This window comes from Pseudomonas sp. LAM2023 (assembly GCF_016620375.1).
Lineage (GTDB): Bacteria > Pseudomonadota > Gammaproteobacteria > Pseudomonadales > Pseudomonadaceae > Aquipseudomonas > Aquipseudomonas anuradhapurensis.
Genome location: NZ_JAENHV010000036.1, coordinates 484,550 through 504,786, shown reverse-complemented (window position 1 = coordinate 504,786; position 20,237 = coordinate 484,550). Strand labels below are relative to the sequence as shown.

The following is a 20,237-nucleotide window of genomic DNA, read 5'->3' as shown; positions in this document are numbered from 1 at the left end:
CGGGGACCGCCCTCATGCTCGACGACCTACGTTGGGATACCGACCTGATCCGCCGCTACGACCTGGCCGGCCCACGCTACACCTCTTACCCGACCGCCGTGCAGCTGCACAGCGAAGTGGGCTCGTTCGACCTGCTCCACGCCCTGCGCGAGAGCCGTCGGGCCGTGCGCCCGCTGTCGCTGTACGTGCACGTGCCGTTCTGTGCAAACATTTGTTACTACTGCGCCTGCAACAAAGTCATCACCAAGGACCGCGCCCGTGCCGCGCCGTACCTGCAGCGCCTGGAACAGGAAATCCAGCTGATCGCCTGCCATCTCGACCCCAAGCAACGGGTTGAACAGCTGCATTTTGGCGGCGGCACCCCGACCTTCCTCAGCCATGTGGAACTGCGCCAGCTGATGGCCACCCTGCGCCAGCATTTCCATCTGCTGGACGACGACTCCGGTGACTACGGCATCGAGATCGACCCCCGCGAGGCCGACTGGTCGACCATGGGCCTGTTGCGCGAACTGGGCTTCAACCGCGTCAGCCTCGGCGTGCAGGACCTCGACCCGGCCGTGCAGCGCGCCGTCAACCGCCTGCAGAGCCTGGAGCAGACCCGAACCCTGATCGAGGCCGCGCGCACCTTGCAGTTCCGCTCGATCAACCTGGACCTGATCTACGGCCTGCCCAAGCAGACCCCGGAAGGCTTCGCCCGTACCGTCGAGGAGGTGATCCGCCTGCAACCCGACCGCCTGTCGGTATTCAACTACGCCCACCTGCCCGAGCGCTTCATGCCGCAGCGGCGCATCGACAGCAATGACCTGCCCAGTGCAGCCGCCAAGCTGGAGATGCTGCATGCCACCATCGACCAGCTGACTGCAGCTGGCTATCGCTACATCGGCATGGACCACTTCGCCCTGCCCGACGACGAGCTGGCCATCGCCCAGGAAGAAGGCACCCTGCAGCGCAACTTCCAGGGCTATACCACCCACGGTCACTGCGACCTGATCGGCCTGGGCGTGTCGGCGATCAGCCAGATCGGCGACCTGTACTGCCAGAACAGCAGCGACCTCAACACTTACCTGGACAGCCTGTCCAACGCCCAGCTGGCCACCCAGCGCGGCCTGATCTGCAACGACGACGACCGCTTGCGCCGGGCGGTGATCCAGCAGCTGATCTGCCATTTCGAGCTGGACTTCGAGCCGATCGAACAGGCCTTCACCATCGATTTTCGTGGCTATTTCAACGACCTCTGGCCAGAACTGCTGACCTTGCAGCGCGATGGCCTGATCCGCCTGGACGACAAGGGCATCCGCATCCTGCCGGCCGGCCGCCTGCTGGCGCGCTCGGTGTGCATGGTGTTCGATGCCTACCTGGGGCTGCACAACCGCCAGCGTTTTTCGCGGGTGATCTGAAACCGAGTCGTTCAACCGCATGGACAAGCTTCCTTGCCAGGCACACTATGGGCGCAGTGACGGCCCCGGCACACCCGCCGGGGCCTGGCCAGTTCGCTGCACGACAGCGCATGCTGGCCTACAAGCTATGCCGTGAGTTACCCTTACGTCTTATGTGTGCTTTCCCACAAGGATCGAAGAAAATGTCCGAGCCAGTCAAACTGCGCCCACACAACCAGGCCCATTGCAAGGACTGCAGCCTGGCCCCCCTGTGCCTGCCCCTGTCGTTGAATCTGGAAGACATGGATGCACTTGACGAAATCGTCAAGCGCGGACGGCCGCTGAAAAAAGGCGAGTTCCTGTTCCGCCAGGGTGACAATTTCGGCTCGGTCTACGCGGTACGTTCCGGCGCCCTGAAAACCTTCAGCCTCAGCGACAGCGGCGAAGAGCAGATCACCGGCTTCCACCTGCCCAGTGAACTGGTCGGCCTGTCGGGCATGGACACCGAGGCCTATCCGGTGTCGGCCCAGGCGCAGGAAACCACCTCGGTGTGCGAAATCCCCTTCGAGCGCCTCGACGAGCTGTCGGTGCAGTTGCCACAGCTACGGCGGCAACTGATGCGGGTCATGAGCCGGGAGATCCGCGATGATCAGCAAATGATGCTGCTACTGTCGAAAAAGACCGCCGACGAGCGCATCGCCACCTTCCTGGTCAACCTGTCGGCACGCTTCCGTGCCCGCGGCTATTCGGCCAACCAGTTCCGCCTGAGCATGTCGCGCAACGAAATCGGCAATTACCTGGGCCTGGCCGTGGAAACCGTGTCGCGCGTGTTCACCCGCTTCCAGCAGAACGGCCTGCTTCGCGCCGAAGGCAAGGAAGTGCACATCCTCGACCCGATCCAGCTGTGCGCGCTGGCCGGCGGTGCGATGGAGGCCTGAGGGCTGGTTAAGCAGGTATACTTGGGCATTCGTTTTCCCAGGATACCCGCACCAATGCACAGCGACACCTTCGACCTCAAAGCCCTGATCCGCCCGGTAGTGGACTTCCCCAAGCCGGGCGTGATCTTCCGCGACATCACCCCGCTGTTCCAATCGCCGCGCGGGCTGCGCTATGTCGCCGACCAGTTCATCGAGCGCTATGTCGAGGCCGAGTTCAGCCACATCGGCGCCATGGACGCGCGGGGCTTCCTGATCGGCTCGATCATCGCCCATCAACTGAACAAGCCGCTGATCCTGTTCCGCAAGCAAGGCAAGCTGCCCGCCGATGTGCTCAGCGAGGCCTACCAGACCGAGTACGGCGAAGCGTTCCTGGAAGTGCATGCCGACAGCCTGTGCGAAGGCGATTCGGTACTGATCTTCGATGACCTGATCGCCACCGGCGGTACGCTGCTGGCAGCGGCCAACCTGGTGCGTCGGACCGGGGCCCAGGTGTTCGAGGCGGCGGCAATCATCGACCTGCCGGAACTGGACGGGTCGCGCCGGCTACAGGCGGCGGGTGTGCCGACGTTCTGCCTGACCGAATTTTCGCTCAGCGAATACTGAGACCACAGGGCTGCTTTGCAGCCCATCGCGACACAAGGCCGCTCCTACAGGGGAATGAGCTGCGCCGCTAATGTTGGACATCTGTCCACCATCTGGGGCGCAGCTCAGAACGCAACCTCCTGTAGGAGCGGCCTTGTGTCGCGATGGGCCGCAAAGCGGCCCCGGCAATTCTGAATCAGAGCGAAATCGGCCGCCGCCCGGCGAAGGCATGGGCCAGGGTCCCGCCGTCGACCAGCTCCAGCTCCCCACCCAGCGGCACGCCATGGGCAATGCGCGAGGCCACCAGGCCCTTCTCGCTCAGCAGCTGGGCAATGTAATGCGCAGTTGCCTCCCCTTCCACGGTCGGGTTGGTCGCCAGGATCACCTCGGTGAAGGTGCCCTGCTCCTCGATCCGCGCCATCAGTTGCGGTATGCCGATCGCCTCCGGGCCCAGGCCGTCCAGCGGCGACAGGTGGCCCTTGAGCACGAAGTAACGGCCACGGTAGCCCGTCTGCTCCACCGCGTACACATCGGTCGGCCCCTCGACCACGCACAACTGGGTATCGTCACGGCGCGGGTCGGCGCACTGCGGGCACAGCTCCTGCTCGGTCAGGGTACGGCACTGGCGGCAATGCCCCACCCCTTCCATGGCCTGGGTCAGGGCCTGAGCCAGGCGCAGGCCGCCGCTGCGGTCACGCTCGAGCAGCTGCAGGGCCATGCGCTGGGCGGTTTTCTGGCCGACACCCGGGAGAATACGCAGGGCATCGATCAGTTGGCGGATGAGAGGGCTGAAGCTCATGGGAAAGGCCTGACAATTCAATAAGAGGCGGTTTATACCCAGCGCAGACAACGCCGTCAAACAACCATGCGTACAGCGTAAGGCTTGCGCGGTCCCTGTAGGAGCGGCCTTGTGTCGCGATGGGGCGCGAAGCGGCCCCAGGTTCTCAGCTTCGCAGTATGGATTGCCGGGGCTGCTGCGCAGCCCTTTCGCGACACAAGGCCGCTCCTACAAAGACCGCGCAGGCTGCAAGAAGGCGCAAAAAAACCGCCGCTGTCGTGAGCGGCGGTTCTTGGTAATGCAATGCACTTAGAACGGCATCTTGAAGCCCGGCGGCAACTGCATGCCGGCAGTCATGCTGCCCATCTTTTCCTGGCTGTTCTGCTCGACCTTGCGCACGGCGTCGTTCAGTGCAGCGGCAATCAGGTCTTCCAGCACTTCCTTGTCGTCGGCGTCGGTCGACATCAGGCTCTGGTCGATGCTGACGCGCTTCACATCGTGACGGCCGGTCATCACCACGCTCACCAGGCCACCACCGGACTGGCCGGTGACTTCGGCGTTGGCCAGCTCTTCCTGCATCTTCTGCATCTTTTCCTGCATCTGCTGGGCCTGCTTCATCAGGCCGGCCATGCCACCTTTCATCATGGGGTATACCTCGATTGGGTCATGTGATGCGGCCCGGCACCCGGCCGGCCGCATGGTTATCCGTTACTGGCCCTGACTGGCCAGGGCCTCTACAGGTTCAATAGTATCCTGCCGCACCTTGGCACCGAACAGCTGGATCATCTGCTGGATCAACGGATCCTGCTCGATCGACACCACGGCCTCGTGCTGACGCTCCCTGCGCTTGCGCGCTGCGGCCTGGGCCGGGGTTTCCTGCTCGGGCTGAATCAGCTCGATACGCAGGTTCAGCGCGCGCCCAAGGTGCTGGTTGAGCGCTTCGTTCAGGCGCCGCTGCTGGGTGGCGTTGAACAGCGCCCCCTGGCCAGGGTCCAGGTGCAGCAGCCAGTCGTCGCCTTCGGCGGCCACCAGCGTACAGTTTGCCGCGATGTTGCCCGTCATCCCGGAGACAGGCAACTGCGGGAACATTTCCAGCCATTGCAGGGCCAGGCCGGTCGCCGGCTTGGCCGCTGGCAGCGGCTCGGCGACCGGCTTGGGGGCCTCTTCCTGGACGTGTTCGGCCAGCTCGTCCAGGTAGCTGAAGCCGACCGGGTCACTTTCGCCACCATAATAGTCTTCGTCCAGTGGCAGCTCATCGTCGCGGTCCATGCCCACGGCAGCATAGGCCGACGGATCGAAGGGCGGCTCGTCGTCGTGGGCCGGCGCCGCCGGCATCGGTACGGGCGCGGGCGTGGGCGCAGGAGCCGGCGCAGGCATGGACTCAGACGCTACGGGTACCGACTCCTCCCACGGCAGGTCAACCACCTCTGCCACGGCAGCTGGCTCGGGCTCGGGCTCGGGCTTGGCTTGCGGCTCGGGTTCGACAACGGCGGCAGGCTCAGCCTGCAGCACAGGCGCATCAACCGGCTGTGGTGCTGGCGCCACCGGCGTGGGGGCCTGCTGCTGCGGCGCGGCAACCGCTGCAGCAGGTTGCACGGCAGCGGCTGGCGGCACCGCGGCAACCGCTGGCGCTGCCACCGGGGTTGCAGGATCAGCTGTGGCCTGGCTGATCCCCACTGGCTTTAGCACCGGTTTCGGCGCGTCGTCGGTGTCGGCCGGGCGGAACGCCAGCATGCGCAGCAGAACCATTTCAAAGCCGCCACGCGGGTCCGGCGCCAGGGGCAGGTCACGGCGACCGATCAGGCCCATCTGGTAATAGAACTGCACGTCCTCGGCCGGCAATGCCGCGGCCAGCGCGAGTACCCGGTCGCGGTCGCCCTGGCCGTTGTCCACGGCTTCCGGCAATGCCTGGGCGATGGCCACGCGGTGCAGCACATTGAGCATCTCGGCCAGTACGCCAGCCCAGTCCGGGCCCTGTTCGGCCAGGTTGCGCACGGCCTCGAGCAAGGCTCGCGCGTCCCCCTCGAGCAGTGCCTGCAACACGCCATAGACCTGGCCATGGTCAAGGCTGCCGAGCATCGCCCGCACGTCGGCGGCCAGCACCTTGCCTTCGCCAAAGGCGATGGCCTGGTCAGTCAGGCTCATCGCATCGCGCATCGAACCATCGGCGGCGCGGCCCAGCAACCACAGGGCATCCGTCTCGAAGGGCACGTTTTCCGCAGTCAGTACGTGGCTGAGGTGTTCGACCACCCGCTCCGGGCTCATGTTCTTCAGCGAAAACTGCAGGCAGCGCGACAGAATGGTGGCCGGCAGCTTCTGCGGGTCGGTGGTGGCGAGGATGAACTTGACGTACGGCGGCGGCTCTTCCAGCGTCTTGAGCAAGGCATTGAACGAGTGGGTCGACAGCATGTGCACTTCGTCGATCAGGTAGACCTTGAAGCGCCCACGGCTCGGGGCGTACTGCACGTTATCGAGCAGTTCGCGGGTATCCTCGACCTTGGTCCGGCTGGCGGCGTCGATCTCGATCAGGTCGACGAAACGGCCTTCGTCGATCTCCCGGCACACCGAACAGGTGCCGCACGGCGTCGAGGTGATGCCGGTTTCGCAGTTCAGGCACTTGGCAATGATCCGGGCGATGGTGGTCTTGCCCACGCCCCGGGTACCGGTGAACAGGTAGGCATGGTGCAGGCGCTGGTTGTCCAGGGCGTTGATCAAAGCCTTGAGCACATGGGCCTGGCCGACCATTTCGCGGAACGAGCGCGGACGCCATTTACGTGCAAGGACCTGATAACTCATCGAAAAACCATCGTAGCCTGATCGAGCGGAAGATCGCTAATGCTAGCGGAGCGGGGGCAAAAATGCACCCCGCGCGGCTCGTCTAAGCTAGAAACTGTATGTGCTGTCCAGGGAGGATATGCCTTTGCCAAGACTGCTGGCCTTGCTGCTGTTGTGGACCTCGCAATGTCTCGCCGAACAGGCGGTGCTGCGTTTTTCCGTGGCCGAGAGCTGGAGCATGCCGCTGGTGCGCATCGAAGCCGACCAGCCAGTGGAGGGCCTGCTGTACGACCTGACGCAGGCGCTGGCCAGCGAGGTGGGCGCGCGCCCTGTGTACCACGTCATGGCCCGCCTGCGCCTGCAGGAGGCTATGGAGCATGGCGATATCGATGTGCGCTGCTATGTCAGCAGCCAGTGGTTCGATGCCCCACCAAGGAATTTCATCTGGAGCGTCCCACTGATCAACCAGCGCGACCTGCTGGTCGGTCACCCGGGCGACAGCACGGCGATATCCCCCGAGCAACTGCCACCCCAGGCGATCGGTACAGTGCTGGGTTTCACCTACCCGGGCTTGCAGCCGTTGCTTGACCAGGGCCGCTTGCAGCGCGAAGACAGCCGCAACCAGTTGCTGGTATTGCACAAGCTGCAAGCCGGCCGCTATCGCCACGCAGTCAGCAACCAGCTGTCGTTGCAGTGGTTCAACCGGGGCCTGCCGGACGGGCAGCGCCTGCAGGCGCTGACGGTGCTGGACGAGCAGCAGCTGGGGTGCATGGTACGCAACGATCCGGCGCTACCGACCCAGGCCTTGCTGCGGGCGCTGGCGCGCATGAAACAGTCGGGGCAGATCGAGCGGATCGTGCAGCGCTATGGCGGGCAGGGCCATCAGGCGGTGATGCCCGTAGCCCGACCTTGAGCACGCCACGCTTACCTGAAGCCTCTCACCCAGGCGCAACCAAGCTTGCGCTGAGGAACAGGCCCAGCCCGAACACACCATGCGTCACCAGGCTCTTCAAGCAGTTACGCACAGGTGTCGGTGTCTTCGCTGCAAAGAACCCCGCCCCCATCGCCGGCTGCATGAGGCACAGCGGCGCCACCACCGTCCCCACCCCAACCGCCAGCGCAGGCCACAAGGTCGGCGCCAGCAACCAGCCTTCGCCGACAATCACTACCAGCAGCAGCGCGAACAGCACCCCGATGGCGTAATGAATCAACCAGCCCCACATCAGTTCGTGCCGCACAGGCTCCGCCTTGGCAATCGCCCCGTGGCGCACACGCCCTTGCCACAGATGCCCCGCCCAGCGCCCGACCATGGCGAAGTTCGGCGCGGCAACACCCAGGCGCCGCAGCAACAACCCCCACACGTCCATGACCAGCGTGGCACCCAAACCAATCGGCAAGGCCGCTGAAAGCATCGCAGTAAACGTCATTGAAAAGCCCTCGATGATTGACGGTCGTCACTACGCCGCGCAGCATAGAAGTTGAAGTCAACTTCAAGTCAAGGGCCCGAAATGGACATTGCCGACGTCGCCAGACGCACAGGCGTACCCGCCTCGACACTGCGTTACTACGAAAAGAAAGGCTTGCTCAAGTCACTTGCCGGTCGTGGCCAGCGCCGGCAGTTTGCCGCCAATGTGACAGACCGCCTGGCGCTGATCGCCCTGGGGCAGGCGGCGGGGTTTTCGCTGGATGAAGTGGGAGCGATGCTGGTGGACTTGCAGGTCGACCGGCAGCTGCTGATTGCCAAGGCCGACGAACTGGATGCACGAATCAGGCGCTTGCAGGCAATGAGCAAGGGCCTGCGGCATGCGGCGCAGTGCCCGGAAGCGGATCACCTGGCATGCCCGACATTCCAGCGGCTGATGAAATTATCGGCAGCGGGGTATGGAAAACAGCGGGGCAGATCGACATCTATCTCGAAACACCCAGGGTAGAACCGTCAGCGCCGCGCACCGAGAACAGTACTTACGTTTCAGCGGCATTGCTGAGCAAAAGCGTCTATGCAATTGAAGTTCGCTGGCGCCAGCTTTAGAAAGACCGTTTGCATCTCAGCGATCGCCTAGGGAAAATCCCCTCTTTTATGCACGAATGGATACGCGCATGCAGTTCGAAAAGACTTGGCAGTACAAGACCGATGAAGGAAATGGAGGGTTTGACCCGCAGCGTTCTAGCGTGAGGACGGTCACCAAGGTCTGAGGTGCTCTACATGCCTTACTTCATGCAAGCTGCCCTCCTTCTGGTAGCGGGCGCAGTCGTCGTAAAATTCCTGAAACCCTATCCGCTACGCAAGTGGCTGGGCGTAACGTTGCTCGCAACGGGCTCGGTCGGCATTTTCAAATTCGGCCAGCAGCAGGTGCTGGGCTTTCACCCGGAGCTGCTGATGCTCCTGGCCATACCGCTGGGTACGGTACTGTTCCTGACCCGGCGGCGGTTCATGGAGGGGGATTGAAGCAGTCCACGTCCTTTCAGGAGCCGCTCCCCAGCAACAAGGCATGCACTGGCAACAAGACCTTGGAGCAGGCTCCGCTTCGGATCGCCAGCCGTCCGTGCGAAACGCGGGGCGATACACATCCGGTTAGAAAGTCGTCAGCATGCCGGGATGGCGCACCAAATAGTGGCATCAGGCACTGGCCAATTTCGAAGTTTTGAGCGAGAAAGCCTTGGGAATTCAAGGACTTACGTAATGGAGGCAGCCCCACCAGCCACACCCCGGCACTCGATGTCACCGCTACGGCTGCTCCCTTCCGGGCCTGACCGGGTTAACGGTTAATCAATGCGGGTAGCCTGTAAGCCTCGCCATTCCTGGGCTCTAACGCTTTCTGCTCGTCGCACAGCTATCAATAAGTGACCCCATTCTACAGTGCTGCCACAAGCCTTTGGGAGGGCTTTGGATCACTGCTTCGGATCACTTCTGGATCCCTTTTGGATCACCTAGCCACACCCTACCGGCTATTTTTGCCAAAAATGCGAGGCGATAGAAACGACGCTGGCGCGCCACATTCCCCCGTCCCCCCCGGGTCTGGCCGACCGAAAAGAGGCACCCCACCAGGCCTCACTTAAAATCCATTCAGTCGCTGCCGATTGATAGCCTTTTCGCGGCAATTAGATTGGGACTTTAGACTGGCTTACCTTGCCTGAACTCCCAAGTTGCAATCAGGAAGGTAGCCATAGCGCCAGCGAGGTTGACCGCTAGCTCAGCATGACGGGGAGCTGGCTTTACCCAGGTGGCTCCCTTTCCATGAGAATCACCGAGCCTGTTTCGGAGACCACCTAACCCCTCAACTACTGAGGTGCAGCCACCAAGAATGCGCTTAAAGTCTCTATCTGCATGTTGACTTGGCGAGAGGTTCAACTGCTCGGACGCCATGCCGTAGAGCTTGTTGATATCAGGTGCGTCACCATAACTGACCCCTGCCCCATCAAGTATCAGCTTGCACACAGCCTCAAGCAGACTCCTCGCCATAGTAATAGCGCCCTCTGGATCGCTATTCCGTCGCTCTATAGCTTTCTCCCAGGCAGCATGGACGTAGGCACCATCCAGTTTCCTCACTGACCCACTGATTAACTCGTCAGCTGGAGAGCGGGATGCGGATTCGAGGTGATCTAGAAGCGGTTGAAACTCCGAATAGAGATAGTCTCTCCGCTCTTGATAGGTGCCGAACTTCTGCTTGATGACTCCCCAGAATTGCCCAAGTGAACGGCACGTCTGCACCATCTTAGGAACCAAGTCTCCAAGCGCAGCCCCGAGTAGCTGCTTCCGCAAGCGAATGTAATCTGCATCTTCTCCTGGTGAGCCTGTCGCATGAGCGATCATTAGGTTCAGCAAGGACTCGGCTGAAGTCAAAAGCTCTCCACGCATGGCATCCGTGTCCGTCTCAACAATGTCTATGGACTATAGCGGAAGCCGCGCCCCCAGACCGGATCAGAAGGTGTGAACCTGTAACCAAGCAAACCGCCTTCAGAGAGCAACGAGAGAATGCGGCTTCCGCATGGATCGGTTCTGTTGAAAATCACTGATCCATCATGCACCATTCCGATCCTAGATTACGACCCACCTGGAGGCTGGAGTATCCATCCATGACTGCAGTACTTGCCTATGTCCGCGTCAGCACTTCTGAACAGAACAACGAAGCCCAGCGCCACGCCATCAGCCAGCGCTACAACATCCATGAGTGGTTCTCCGATGAGGCCACCAGCGGGGCCACCAAGGCACTGCAACGCGAGGGTTTCAAAGCACTCAATGCCTATGCCAGGAAGGGAGACACGGTTGTGGTGGCAGCTATCGACCGCCTGGGCAGGGATACCATCGACGTTCTGGAAACAGTGGATGCCCTGAAAGCCAAGGGCGTGACGGTGGTCTCGATGCGCGAAGGCTTCGACCTATCCAGCCCAGTCGGCAAGGCCATGCTCACCATGCTTGCTGCCGTAGCAGAACTGGAGCGAGCAAACATCAAAGCACGTCAGATGGCCGGGATCGAGCGAGCCAGGGCGCAGGGCAAAAAGCTAGGCGCTCCGAAAATGATTGATGATCAGGCCGTGGCCATCTGGAGGAAGGAGAACGAGGCCAGCATTGCGGATACCGCCAAGCACTGGGGGATCTCAACGGCTGCCGTGAAGCGGGCTTGCAGAGGACTGCGAGTGCCACATGGGGCAGCCGTATAGACGAGGTTGCGTGTTTGGGGGTGCATTATTTTTTGCTCCCCCAACGCACCGTTACCGCATGGCTGAGTACACGCTCTCACCAGCCCCGTAGTAGCTCGTGAAGATGTGGTGGAAGGCCAGCTCGCATTTCTCGTTGTAGATCCCCTCGTCGTAGCTCTCAGGCAAGCCCCGGTCGAAGACGATCTCCAGAGTACGCCGCACATCACTTCTGGCCCTATCCTTCTTGCGCCAGTCGAGCACCAGCTTCTCGGCCTTCAGTGTCTCCAGAAGCTCCTTGCAGACCTTCTTCACCTGCGCTCTTTCCTTCTCCGCAAGCTCAGGCACGGGTCTGGTCAGGATGTCGAACAGAGCCAGCTCTTCCTCCGAGAGGTTCTCGCGGATAGCTCGTTGATCCTCCATCTGCAGTTCAGCAGTGAGATCCACCAGCTCCTTGAAGAACACCTCGATGTTCAGGCTGCCAGAGTTATAGGCATCGATCAGCTTCTGGAACTTCTCCATGAAGTCCTTGCGAGTGGGGTTCTCGGTCAGCATGGTTTCCAGTTTCATGCTCAGCAAGGCCCGGAGCTTCTCGGCCTCGGTGCGCTTGCGCCCCTGATTGAACTTCTCCTTGAGTTTCTCGAAGTCGATCTTGCTGAGGTCATGCAGTGGCTGATCATCATCTTCCTTGATGATGTAAGGCACCGGAGCGATGGAGCGATCCAGCAATTCCTCGACCTGCTGCATCACCTCGGAGATGTCGACGGGTGGAGCCAGTGCCTTGATCTTCTGGGCAATCACGGAGATCAGCACAGCGTCAGGAGCAAGCTCATTGGCATCAGGATCGGGAAGAATCGCTCTGTAGACCCGAGACACAATCCGGGCCTGGCTCATGAAGCTGTTCTTGGTTTCCTCATTGGCAATGAGTTGCTCAACAGCATCGTCCAGCTTGGCCACCTTCTCGAAGCCTTGGGCATCCTTGATGGCCTGGGCATTCACACCATGCTCGGACAGGAACGAGATCCCCCTGGCAAGCAGGTGCTTCAAGTACTCGACCAGCTCGGCCTTGTTCTTGATTGGCTCACCCTCACCACCTTCGCCAGAAGAAGCCCCACCGTAGATCGCCAAGGCTTCCTGCAGCTTACGGAAGACCCCAACATAGTCGACGATCAGCCCCGCCTCCTTGCCCGGATACTTCCGGTTGGCCCGAGCGATGGTCTGCATCAGGGTGTGGTTCTTCATCGGCTTGTCGAGGTAGATGGTCGAGCAAGACGGCACATCAAAGCCGGTGATCCACATGGCGCACACGAAGACCAACCGAAGAGGATCCTTCGAGTCCTTGAACTTCTCGCCCAGGTTCTCCTCGTTCATGCGCTTACGGTGCGGGATGATGTCCAGCCCTTTGTCGGCTAGCTCCTTCACCTCGTTCTGACCTTGGGAGACGACCACCGCCATGTCAGTCGATGTCATCACTTGGATCTTGTGCTGCAACTCCTCATGCTGCTCCTTGGGAGCCTTTGCGAGCTGAGCTTTCAGGTCAGCCAGATACGTCTTCCAGTGATCCTGAACCTTGTTGTACATACGGACGGCGGTGGCCTTGTCGATGCACACCAGCATGGCCTTGCCCTGATAACCACGACCAACGAAGTGGTTCACCAAATCCTTGGCGATGGCCTCAAGACGATCCTCTCGGGTGATCAGGTGATACTCACGAGCGAAGACCTTCTCGACTTTGCGCTCCTGCTCCTCATCTAGCTCGGCCTCTTCGAGTAACGCCGCCATGTCCTCATTGAGGTTGTCGTTGATGAGCTGCATCTCGGGAATGCGGTTCTCATAGTACAGCGGAACCGTGGCACCGTCCGCGATGGACTGCCCAAAGTCATAGACGGAGATGTAGTCACCGAAGACCTCTTTGGTCTTCTCCTCGCCAGCCATCAGTGGCGTCCCGGTGAAGCCCAGGAAGGCGGCATTAGGGAGTGCTGTCCTCATGTTCATGGCCAAGGTGTCGTACTGGGAACGGTGAGCTTCGTCGGTGATGACGATGATGTCCTGGCGATCTGAGAGCTGCGGGTAGACTTCGCCTTTCTTGGTGCCGAACTTCTGGATCAGCGTGAAGACGTAGCGGTGGTCTTCACTGAGCAACTGCTTGAGGTGAACACCGCTGGTGGCATGGGCCTCGACTTCACCTACAGCACCAGTAGCGGCGAAGGTCTTGTAGATCTGCTCATCCAGTTCATTGCGGTCGGTGACGATCACGAACGTCCAGTTACCTGGGATCTTGCGCAGGATCTTCTGAGCGAAAAAGACCATCGATAGAGACTTGCCTGACCCTTGGGTGTGCCAGAAGACGCCAAGCCGCCCGGCCTGATCCTTGGGCCGATCCTTGGTACGCCAGACCTCGGCGATGGCCTTATTGACCCCCAGGTACTGGTGATTCTTGGCGATCTTCTTGATCACACCACCAGCCACGTCCTCGAAGACGGTGAAGTTCTCGACGATGTCCAGCAGCCTGGACCGCTCACCGATCCCCCTTATGGCTGTCTCCAAGGAGACGACCCCCTTTTCCCCCTCATCGTTGATCCGCTTCCACTCGAACAGATGCTCCCACGGAGAGAAGGTGCTTCCCACCACCGTCTTGGATCCGTTCGACAGCATCAGTGCCCCGTTGTAAGTGAAGAGCTGCGGGATGACTGTGCGGTAGTCGGTCAGGTTGTCGTCGTAGGCGGACTTGAGTGCCTTGTGCGCCGCCTTCAGTTCAACGAACAACAGCGGGAGACCGTTCACGAAGCCCAGCAGGTCAGTGCGTCGAGTGTGGTGATCCCCCTTAACCCAGAACTGGGAGGCTAGGAAGAAGTCGTTTTCCTCAACATTGCCCCAGTTGATGACCTTAGCCACCTTGAGCGTGTTATGCCCGTGCTCATCGGTAACCGAGACAGGCACCCCGTCCTTCAGCAGCCGGTAGACCTCCTGATTCGCATTGACCGGCAGCAGCTTGGAGCGATCTCTGGCCAATTCCTCGACCACCAGATCGATGGCCCCGTTGGGCAGATCAGGATTGAGCTTGTAAAGTGCAGCCCGAAGACGTCCCTCCAGCACCACATCCTGCTGGGTCTGTCGACCTTCACTAGAGGAACTACCCGTCCACTCTGCGTAGAGGTTCCCAGTTTTCCAGCCGAGAGACTCGAACAGCGCAATGGCTGGCTGCTCGACCAGAGTGTCCTCGGAATAGTCGTGCGAATGCGGTGCTGCTGGACTCATGCGCCTGAACTCCTTTTAGGTCGGCATGGGGACATCGGATACGTCGATCTCACCGGAGATTAGTCTGGGAAGTAGCAGGTCTCGTTGGGCTCGGAGGTTGCGGTTGGTCTTTTGCAAGCACAGGATCTTATCAAAAAATGGAGCGACTAGTTTGCTGTAGCCGCACAGCAAATCCTCTTTAGGCTCAACAAGTTGCAGAGAAGAGAACTTTCCACGACTAAGGTTAGTCATTGTAGCGCCCGTAGCTCCATAGCTGTTTATTTTACCCTTCAGCGATGTGGCTGCAAAAAACAAAAACTCACGCAATTCTGGGGCGCGAGGAACAATGGAGTTTATCTGCTGATTAGTCTGAGAGGGCTCAGAAGTAATAACGACCACCCCGGCAGTACCAATACAACTAACGCATATGGAGCCAGGCGGTATGGTTTTCGTCTTTTGAGAGCCCACCCCCTCCTGCGAAAGCTTTTCGGTGGTTTCAATTATGAAAGTATTACCATGCATATCAGGGAGCTTAATAAAAGGAAAATCCCCCCCAAAAAACTCCGACTTATTCTTGCTAGGTGTTTTTCCAGTAATTATTTCACCAAACTCATCAAGAGCTGACACCTTCCACCCTTCAGGAATCAGCCCAAGCTCACTCTCTTTAAACCCCACCCCCTCATGCCCCGGAAAGCGGAACTGAACGAACCACTCCTCGTACAACCGCCGCGCCATTTCTTCGAGGATCTCGATGCGGCGCGTGTTGTTTTCGATTAGGTCGTCGTAGTTTCGAAGTATTGATGCAATCGTCTGCTGGATCTGAATCGGAGGAAGACGAATGCGAAGGTTTTTGGCAGCACCAACATTGAAGTGCTGTTGAGCAACCCCAACCAGATTGCCAGCAACCATGCTTTTACCCCACACGGAGTTAAAGAGGCATGATAAAAACCATGAATCAATTTCTTCACCTGGGCGGATTATGACCAAGTCAGAACAATTTGAAACCATCAGGGCCCTAGGAATAACCGCAGCAGTTCCGGGATACCCAGTTCGAACAACCGCAACGTCCCCCGGCTTCAGCGCAGACTTCTTTAGCTTTTCATTGAACTCCGAGGTGATGTACTTAACATCGCGCAAATCGACCTTGAAAGGAGTAATGTTCTGCGAGCGAAGAAAAGGGACACCTTCACTTACATACTCATTCGCCATCGAGCCAACATGCCCGACAGTGATACGCTCACAAACATCTTCAAGCCTAACCTCACGCCAATCGTTGAGCGCCCCCATAAGCATCAGCTCGCACTCTCAAGTAACAATCCCAAACTGGATGATATGACTGACTCTAACTCTCTAGCCTCGCCATTTAGAACTTCAAACTCTTCGGTCAACTCCTCCAGACGTTCTACGAAGTCTACATCCTCGCTTTCCCTTGCTGCTGCTCCAACATAACGTCCAGGGTTCAGCGACCAACCCTGCGCTTCAATTTCACCCCGACTAGTAACCTTGCATAGCCCCGGCACATTCACGTAGCCATCGCCCAGTCCTCTCTCGGCGAGCAACTCAGCACTTCCCTGGTCTAGCTCTGGAGCCTCACCTCGATACAGCCGCACGATATTGGCAATGAACTCGATCTGTTCAGGCAGCCAGTCGCGGTGAGCCCGGTCGATTTGCCGGTAGATGTGGCGAGCATCGATAAAGAGAACCTTGTCTGCTCGCTCCGCATCACGTTCTTTCGCCCTGTCGAAGAACCACAGCGTGCACGGCAAGGTCACGGTATAGAAGAAGTTCGAGCCGACCGAAACGACCACATCGACTGCGCCGCTCTCGATGAGCTTCTGCCGGATGACCTGTTCACTGCCTCGGGCATCACCTGCCGAGTTCGCCATAACGAAACCAGCACGACCATTCTTGTTCAGCGATGCGTAGAAGAGCTGGATCCAGAGGTAGTTGGCGTTGTCGGTCTTCGGTACACCGAACGGGAAGCGCAGGTCGCCCTCAAGACGCTCCTTATCGACACCCGATACGTTGAACGGCGGATTAGCCATGACGAAGTCGAAGCGACCGCCATCACGAGTAACGGCCTCATGCGGGTCTTCGTAGTAGGTGTTGGCGATACGCACATCCCCGGATAGGCCATGCACAGCCAGGTTCATCTTGTTGAGATTGACCGTGACCTGCTCTTTCTCGGCGCCGAAGATGGAGATTTCTTCCATCGCAGACTTGTGGTGGCGTTTCACGAAGTCAGCCGACTGGGCGAACATGCCCCCAGAACCACAAGCCGGGTCGAAGATCCGCCCATGGAACGGCTCGATGATCTCGACGATCAGCTTCACGATGGACTCGGGGGTGTAGAAGACGCCGCCTTTCTGGCCTTCCTTCAGCGCGAAGTTGCCCAGGAAGTACTCGTAGACCTTGCCGAAAGCGTCCCCGCTGAGGTCCACCGGGCCGAGCAGCTTGATCAGCTCTAGCAGCACCTTGTTGCCCAGCTGGACGTAGTTGCGAGGCAGAGCGCCTTTGAGATCGACGTTCTCTTCTTCAACGGCCTTCATGGCTTCGTTGATAGCCAGACCAATGACATCGCCCTCGGTGAGGGTCTGCAGATAGGAGAAGCGGGCCTTCTCTGGAAGGAAGATCACCCCCTCGGCCAGATAGTCATCTTTGCTGACCTTGCGGCGACCACCAGAGCCAATCGGCCCCAGCTTCTCTTCGGCAGCGGCGTACATCTTCTCCGCATATCGCAGGAAGATCAGCCCCAGAACAGGCACCGAGAACTCCCCCGGCCTCAGCCCTGTGTTGGCCCATAGTTGGTCAGCTACAGCCCACAAACGCTTCTCTACATCTCCAGTGACCAAGGCACATCTCCACGCAGTAATACAGAAATGCCGAGAGCTTACTACAGACGAGAGCCGATCAAACGCATGGCTATAACCGGAGCAGACCAGAGTGCCATCACGCGCTCTACTACCAGAGAAAAGCAGCCGACTTGCCACAAACGCTATATCAGCAAAATCGCAGCACGTTCGACGAAGATCGATTAATACACAGTTATGGAGGAAAGAACGCGCAATCTCGCACGTTCGATCCTCAACCATGACGCTCGATCTTCCCCGCCGCAAACCGCCGGAGGGGCTGACCGAGCCAGGGAAAGGCAACAGCCCAGCGAGGCGACCGCCGAGTACCTACTGCTACTTTGAGCTTCAGGCGTACAGCCCCTCTCACTGCCCCGACCAATCGGCCAGCAGTCACGGGTGATGACGATCCTGACATAGCTGGCTGGGAGGTGATGGCACCCAGTCGAGGCTGGCTACCTGCGATGACTTGCGGGGTGTAGTGGTGGATGGCGAAGCCACTCTATGAGAGTCTTTGAGCTGTCCTTCATCCATGGTCATTACCATCAATCCATCAATGAAGAACGAAGCAATGAGACAGCATCAAGCCTATCTTGCGGAGACACTGACAGTTGCTTTTCAAGCTGCACCGCAAGTTGCTCTTGATGCCTCCCCAACTCTGCTGACACAGGATCGATGATCACCGATGACGATGTTGTCAGTGACCATCCCCGTCAGTGGTTGTCGGGAAGCCCAAGCCCCTCTGCCAGCCCACCTCCTGCTCATCTTCATGAACCTCCAGATGACTCCGCCCAGGAGTTTCCCCTTTCGCCTATGTCATCCATCAGCCCTGGCCTCAGCACAGTAGCGACCTAGGCAACCACTGCTGCCCAGGCTTTGGCCCATGGATGCGTCCAGGCACCGGGGAACTCCTGGGAAAGTCACCAGCATCAACTCTGCATCCCTTGCAGATCCACCTCAAACCCAGTCCGTTTTGTCCGGCCGTCCGAGCCGTCCGTGTTTCCCTTGTAGATGGGAGCTGGTGGCATGGATGGAAGGGACTCTGACGGCTGAACAAAAAGGATGATCTACGCCATGAAAAGCAAACGCACTGGCAAGACCTTCAACTACCCCCTCCACCTGCCCGAAGCACGTCATGCAGACTCTTGGCTTCAGCGAGGAACAGACCGAGAGAATGATCCGGGTTCGCCGGATACTTCCCTTTGTCGAGAGCAGAACAGAGCCGTGTATTGATGCCCGGAAGCTCTGGGAAAAAATAGGCAGACCCGAAGCCCGTTTCGACAAATGGGTCTCTCGCGGCGCAGCAAGAATAATGGACGAGTTCGGGCATTATTCGGAGGTGGTAAAGAAGAGCACGCCATCATCGCGAAAGCCCCGCACCGACTACAGTCTCAGCCGTAACTGCGCGGCGCATTTGGCCATGAGCACACAAACCCCAGAAGGGCGCGAGGTGCGGCACTACTTCCTCGACATGGAAGAACTGGCCTTCAAGCTCATCCGCTATACCCCGATCCGGGGCTCCATACTCACAAGCATCGACAATCAGGTCGCTCATCAGGCGTTCGTCATCGCTGGCGAAAAGGCTAAGTCTGGAGAGCTGCCAAAGAGCCTCGTCAGGCAGGAAGCCATGGAGATGAAAGCGTGCCTGATGTCGCTCGTATGCCGCGTTATGACCGGACTGTCCGCCAGCGAATGGCGAGCCAAGATAGGCCGTCACATTCGGGACTCGCTCAACCCCGATGACCTCAATCAGTACAGCCGAGCCTATGACGCCGCCCTGACCATGCTGGCTGGCGGCATGACACTGTCGCAGATCGAGGCAGTACTGAGCCATTCCTACGGAACCAGCGTCGACCCGAGCGACCACATCAAGACCCAAGCGGAGGTGGCCTGATGCGTCTGCCTGAATTGATGTTCTTGGGCGCCCTGCTGCTCTGGCCTTTGATTCCCCTGATGTACCTGCTCTGCTTCGTCTGGCAGACAGACTTCAAGCTGGTGGCTAGATCCAAGCAGAGAACCACAGAAGGCTCTCGCTCATGAAGAGCATCACCAGCGAAGTGAGAAAGGCCAGGAAACGGAGTGCTTCGGGCATGGCTGCGACAGCCGAAGGCACCATCCAGCATCCACTGCTGAGCGAGACCCTGGCCGCAGACAAGCGCAGATGGAAAGCAGCCCAGCAGATGAACCTTCCAGTGCTCCGGCTGACGCCAACAAGCAGCAACAGACAACACCCCCATCACCCTCCGCCTGGACAGCCAGGAGGCCGACACATCGGCTTGGTGTTGGGGGTTATTTTTTTTACCGCACCTCCTTCGAGAACGACGACAGTCGAACCGGATTCATCACCGCCTCGGTCAGCGAGACGGCCAGTTGCTCACCCTTGTCGGTCAATCGCACGATCTTCCTGCGGCGCTCCATCGGATCTGGGGTTGCCACAAGCAGCCCATGCCCTGGCTTTTCGAGACGATGCCACTCAGACAAGGCCGACACATTCCTTGAGCAGGACGATTGGGTCATTCCAAGGTTCTTCTGTAGATCCGTCATCGTGCAACCTGGGTAGATTGCAGAGTAAAGGAACAGTGCGATGCCTTGTGCTTGCATCTCGGGATCAACACCACGAACCTCTTCAATTGCCTTGAAAAGCTGGACAAGTGCATACCGATCATAAGTCAAGGCTTGCTTGCTGAATGTGGTTTCCATGTACTTCACGCTCCATCCTTCCCGAAATAGAAACCAGTGCTATTCCACGCCAACTCAAAGCACTTCGGCACTCGGACATACAAGTCGCCGATGAATAAGCAAAAGCGTGCTTTTCCAATAGAGACGTTGAAGCCAAATTGATTACCTGTCATTGGCTGAATCCTCCGATTCATTTGTCAGACTCGATACAGATAGCAGACCGTGCTGGGGCGCTTCAACGTTCCCACTTCCGCATCATTTACAGTGGAGAATTAAATGCACAACTAAATAGTTGGCAGCGCCAGTCTTTATAGAGGCTGAAGCGGCATCGCGCTCCAGCCGACCACCCCAACTAACCGCACGCGCATAGTTCGCCTCTCGATCTTGC

Annotated in this window: 17 protein-coding genes and 1 other RNA gene; 8 read left to right on the top strand and 10 right to left on the bottom strand. The window is 59.2% G+C overall.

Annotation, left to right across the window (positions count from 1 at the left end; genetic code table 11):
- The first annotated feature begins 14 nt into the window (after positions 1 to 14).
- From hemN to JKP78_RS22035, 3 genes are all read left to right on the top strand, one after another.
- Entirely contained in the window at positions 15 to 1,397 is a 1,383-nt protein-coding gene (gene hemN, locus JKP78_RS22045; RefSeq protein ID WP_200627614.1) for an oxygen-independent coproporphyrinogen III oxidase, read from the top strand.
- A 182-nt stretch (positions 1,398 to 1,579) separates the two neighbouring features.
- Positions 1,580 to 2,314: a Crp/Fnr family transcriptional regulator FnrA gene (gene fnrA / locus JKP78_RS22040; protein ID WP_009683909.1), complete on the top strand. Its 735-nt coding sequence runs from the start codon at positions 1,580 to 1,582 to the stop codon at positions 2,312 to 2,314.
- A gap of 54 nt (positions 2,315 to 2,368) precedes the next feature.
- Positions 2,369 to 2,917 carry an adenine phosphoribosyltransferase gene (locus tag JKP78_RS22035; protein WP_200627613.1) on the top strand — a complete coding sequence of 183 codons (549 nt, stop codon included), beginning with the start codon at positions 2,369 to 2,371 and terminating at the stop codon, positions 2,915 to 2,917.
- A 175-nt stretch (positions 2,918 to 3,092) separates the two neighbouring features.
- Here the strand turns inward: JKP78_RS22035 and recR are convergent, their stop codons facing one another.
- From recR to dnaX, 3 genes are all read right to left on the bottom strand, one after another.
- Positions 3,093 to 3,695 carry a recombination mediator RecR gene (recR, locus tag JKP78_RS22030; RefSeq protein ID WP_186688374.1) on the bottom strand — a complete coding sequence of 201 codons (603 nt, stop codon included), beginning with the start codon at positions 3,693 to 3,695 and terminating at the stop codon, positions 3,093 to 3,095.
- Between the two features lie 288 nt (positions 3,696 to 3,983).
- Positions 3,984 to 4,319: a YbaB/EbfC family nucleoid-associated protein gene (locus JKP78_RS22025; RefSeq protein ID WP_023381418.1), complete on the bottom strand. Its 336-nt coding sequence runs from the start codon at positions 4,317 to 4,319 to the stop codon at positions 3,984 to 3,986.
- A gap of 63 nt (positions 4,320 to 4,382) precedes the next feature.
- Positions 4,383 to 6,470, bottom strand: a complete 2,088-nt coding sequence (dnaX, locus tag JKP78_RS22020) for a DNA polymerase III subunit gamma/tau (protein WP_200627612.1) — start codon at positions 6,468 to 6,470, stop codon at positions 4,383 to 4,385.
- A 118-nt stretch (positions 6,471 to 6,588) separates the two neighbouring features.
- Between dnaX and JKP78_RS22015 the strand changes: the two genes are divergently transcribed.
- Entirely contained in the window at positions 6,589 to 7,362 is a 774-nt protein-coding gene (locus JKP78_RS22015) for a substrate-binding periplasmic protein (RefSeq protein ID WP_200627611.1), read from the top strand.
- 25 nt (positions 7,363 to 7,387) lie between these two features.
- On the opposite strand, the gene JKP78_RS22010 is transcribed toward JKP78_RS22015, so the two are convergent.
- Positions 7,388 to 7,876, bottom strand: coding sequence for a DUF2938 domain-containing protein (locus tag JKP78_RS22010; protein ID WP_200627610.1), 489 nt, complete (start codon positions 7,874 to 7,876; stop codon positions 7,388 to 7,390).
- 81 nt (positions 7,877 to 7,957) lie between these two features.
- Between JKP78_RS22010 and JKP78_RS22005 the strand changes: the two genes are divergently transcribed.
- Both JKP78_RS22005 and JKP78_RS22000 read left to right on the top strand, forming a co-directional pair.
- Entirely contained in the window at positions 7,958 to 8,380 is a 423-nt protein-coding gene (locus JKP78_RS22005) for a helix-turn-helix domain-containing protein (RefSeq protein WP_200627609.1), read from the top strand.
- A 272-nt stretch (positions 8,381 to 8,652) separates the two neighbouring features.
- A complete protein-coding gene (locus tag JKP78_RS22000; protein WP_200627607.1) occupies positions 8,653 to 8,895 on the top strand; it encodes a hypothetical protein in 243 nt (80 codons plus the stop codon).
- 244 nt (positions 8,896 to 9,139) lie between these two features.
- Here JKP78_RS22000 and ffs read toward each other — a convergent pair.
- Together ffs and JKP78_RS21990 are read right to left on the bottom strand one after the other, a co-directional pair.
- Positions 9,140 to 9,236, bottom strand: an RNA gene (gene ffs / locus JKP78_RS21995) — signal recognition particle sRNA small type.
- Positions 9,237 to 9,561: 325 nt separating this feature from the next.
- On the bottom strand, positions 9,562 to 10,305 hold the full coding sequence (locus JKP78_RS21990) for an abortive infection family protein (RefSeq protein WP_200627605.1): 744 nt from the start codon (positions 10,303 to 10,305) through the stop codon (positions 9,562 to 9,564).
- Positions 10,306 to 10,523: 218 nt separating this feature from the next.
- Between JKP78_RS21990 and JKP78_RS21985 the strand changes: the two genes are divergently transcribed.
- A complete protein-coding gene (locus JKP78_RS21985) occupies positions 10,524 to 11,108 on the top strand; it encodes a recombinase family protein (RefSeq protein ID WP_200627603.1) in 585 nt (194 codons plus the stop codon).
- A 51-nt stretch (positions 11,109 to 11,159) separates the two neighbouring features.
- Here the strand turns inward: JKP78_RS21985 and JKP78_RS21980 are convergent, their stop codons facing one another.
- From JKP78_RS21980 to JKP78_RS21970, 3 genes are read right to left on the bottom strand one after another with little or no spacing between them, the layout of a single operon-like run.
- Positions 11,160 to 14,342 (bottom strand): type I restriction endonuclease subunit R, encoded by a 3,183-nt coding sequence (locus JKP78_RS21980; protein WP_200627601.1) that lies wholly within the window; start codon positions 14,340 to 14,342, stop codon positions 11,160 to 11,162.
- Between the two features lie 15 nt (positions 14,343 to 14,357).
- Positions 14,358 to 15,614 (bottom strand): restriction endonuclease subunit S, encoded by a 1,257-nt coding sequence (locus JKP78_RS21975; RefSeq protein ID WP_200627597.1) that lies wholly within the window; start codon positions 15,612 to 15,614, stop codon positions 14,358 to 14,360.
- Positions 15,614 to 17,173, bottom strand: coding sequence for a type I restriction-modification system subunit M (locus JKP78_RS21970; protein WP_200627595.1), 1,560 nt, complete (start codon positions 17,171 to 17,173; stop codon positions 15,614 to 15,616). The genes JKP78_RS21975 and JKP78_RS21970 overlap by 1 nt, the downstream gene beginning before the upstream one ends.
- Before the next feature lie 1,132 nt (positions 17,174 to 18,305).
- Between JKP78_RS21970 and JKP78_RS21965 the strand changes: the two genes are divergently transcribed.
- Positions 18,306 to 19,064, top strand: a complete 759-nt coding sequence (locus tag JKP78_RS21965; protein WP_200627593.1) for an antA/AntB antirepressor family protein — start codon at positions 18,306 to 18,308, stop codon at positions 19,062 to 19,064.
- A 404-nt stretch (positions 19,065 to 19,468) separates the two neighbouring features.
- Here JKP78_RS21965 and JKP78_RS21960 read toward each other — a convergent pair whose 3' ends face one another.
- A complete protein-coding gene (locus tag JKP78_RS21960; RefSeq protein WP_200627591.1) occupies positions 19,469 to 19,870 on the bottom strand; it encodes a MarR family winged helix-turn-helix transcriptional regulator in 402 nt (133 codons plus the stop codon).
- Positions 19,871 to 20,237: the final 367 nt, after the last annotated feature.

What these genes read in the sequence shown, in the direction of transcription:
- JKP78_RS21960 (WP_200627591.1), bottom strand. Translation starts at nt 19,870, where the DNA reads ATGGAAACCACATTCAGCAAGCAAGCCTTGACTTATGATCGGTATGCA.
- JKP78_RS22015 (WP_200627611.1), top strand. Translation starts at nt 6,589, where the DNA reads ATGCCTTTGCCAAGACTGCTGGCCTTGCTGCTGTTGTGGACCTCGCAA.
- JKP78_RS21980 (WP_200627601.1), bottom strand. Translation starts at nt 14,342, where the DNA reads ATGAGTCCAGCAGCACCGCATTCGCACGACTATTCCGAGGACACTCTG.
- JKP78_RS21965 (WP_200627593.1), top strand. Translation starts at nt 18,306, where the DNA reads ATGCAGACTCTTGGCTTCAGCGAGGAACAGACCGAGAGAATGATCCGG.
- JKP78_RS22025 (WP_023381418.1), bottom strand. Translation starts at nt 4,319, where the DNA reads ATGATGAAAGGTGGCATGGCCGGCCTGATGAAGCAGGCCCAGCAGATG.
- JKP78_RS21975 (WP_200627597.1), bottom strand. Translation starts at nt 15,614, where the DNA reads ATGCTTATGGGGGCGCTCAACGATTGGCGTGAGGTTAGGCTTGAAGAT.
- JKP78_RS22000 (WP_200627607.1), top strand. Translation starts at nt 8,653, where the DNA reads ATGCCTTACTTCATGCAAGCTGCCCTCCTTCTGGTAGCGGGCGCAGTC.
- JKP78_RS22035 (WP_200627613.1), top strand. Translation starts at nt 2,369, where the DNA reads ATGCACAGCGACACCTTCGACCTCAAAGCCCTGATCCGCCCGGTAGTG.
- recR (WP_186688374.1), bottom strand. Translation starts at nt 3,695, where the DNA reads ATGAGCTTCAGCCCTCTCATCCGCCAACTGATCGATGCCCTGCGTATT.
- hemN (WP_200627614.1), top strand. Translation starts at nt 15, where the DNA reads ATGCTCGACGACCTACGTTGGGATACCGACCTGATCCGCCGCTACGAC.
- fnrA (WP_009683909.1), top strand. Translation starts at nt 1,580, where the DNA reads ATGTCCGAGCCAGTCAAACTGCGCCCACACAACCAGGCCCATTGCAAG.
- JKP78_RS22005 (WP_200627609.1), top strand. Translation starts at nt 7,958, where the DNA reads ATGGACATTGCCGACGTCGCCAGACGCACAGGCGTACCCGCCTCGACA.
- dnaX (WP_200627612.1), bottom strand. Translation starts at nt 6,470, where the DNA reads ATGAGTTATCAGGTCCTTGCACGTAAATGGCGTCCGCGCTCGTTCCGC.
- JKP78_RS21990 (WP_200627605.1), bottom strand. Translation starts at nt 10,305, where the DNA reads ATGCGTGGAGAGCTTTTGACTTCAGCCGAGTCCTTGCTGAACCTAATG.
- JKP78_RS21985 (WP_200627603.1), top strand. Translation starts at nt 10,524, where the DNA reads ATGACTGCAGTACTTGCCTATGTCCGCGTCAGCACTTCTGAACAGAAC.
- JKP78_RS22010 (WP_200627610.1), bottom strand. Translation starts at nt 7,876, where the DNA reads ATGACGTTTACTGCGATGCTTTCAGCGGCCTTGCCGATTGGTTTGGGT.